1 rRNA gene is annotated in these 255 nt (G+C 49.0%); it reads right to left on the reverse strand.

What is annotated here, in order from left to right:
• Positions 1 to 255 (reverse strand): 16S ribosomal RNA (locus tag NY022_RS09645); the annotation flags it as partial.

The following is a 255-nucleotide window of genomic DNA, read 5'->3' on the forward strand; positions in this document are numbered from 1 at the left end:
CCCAGGTAAGGTTCTTCGCGTATCTTCGAATTAAACCACATGCTCCACCGCTTGTGCGGGTCCCCGTCTATTCCTTTGAGTTTTAATCTTGCGACCGTACTCCCCAGGCGGTATGCTTAATCCGTTAGGTGCATTACTGAAATGACTAGCATTCCAACAACTAGCATACATCGTTTAGGGCGTGGACTACCAGGGTATCTAATCCTGTTTGCTCCCCACGCTTTCGCGCCTTAGCGTCAGTTAAGTTCTAGCAGA

Origin of the sequence: Campylobacter sp. MG1, from assembly GCF_026616895.1 — a bacterium.
Taxonomy (GTDB): Bacteria; Campylobacterota; Campylobacteria; order Campylobacterales; family Campylobacteraceae; genus Campylobacter_E.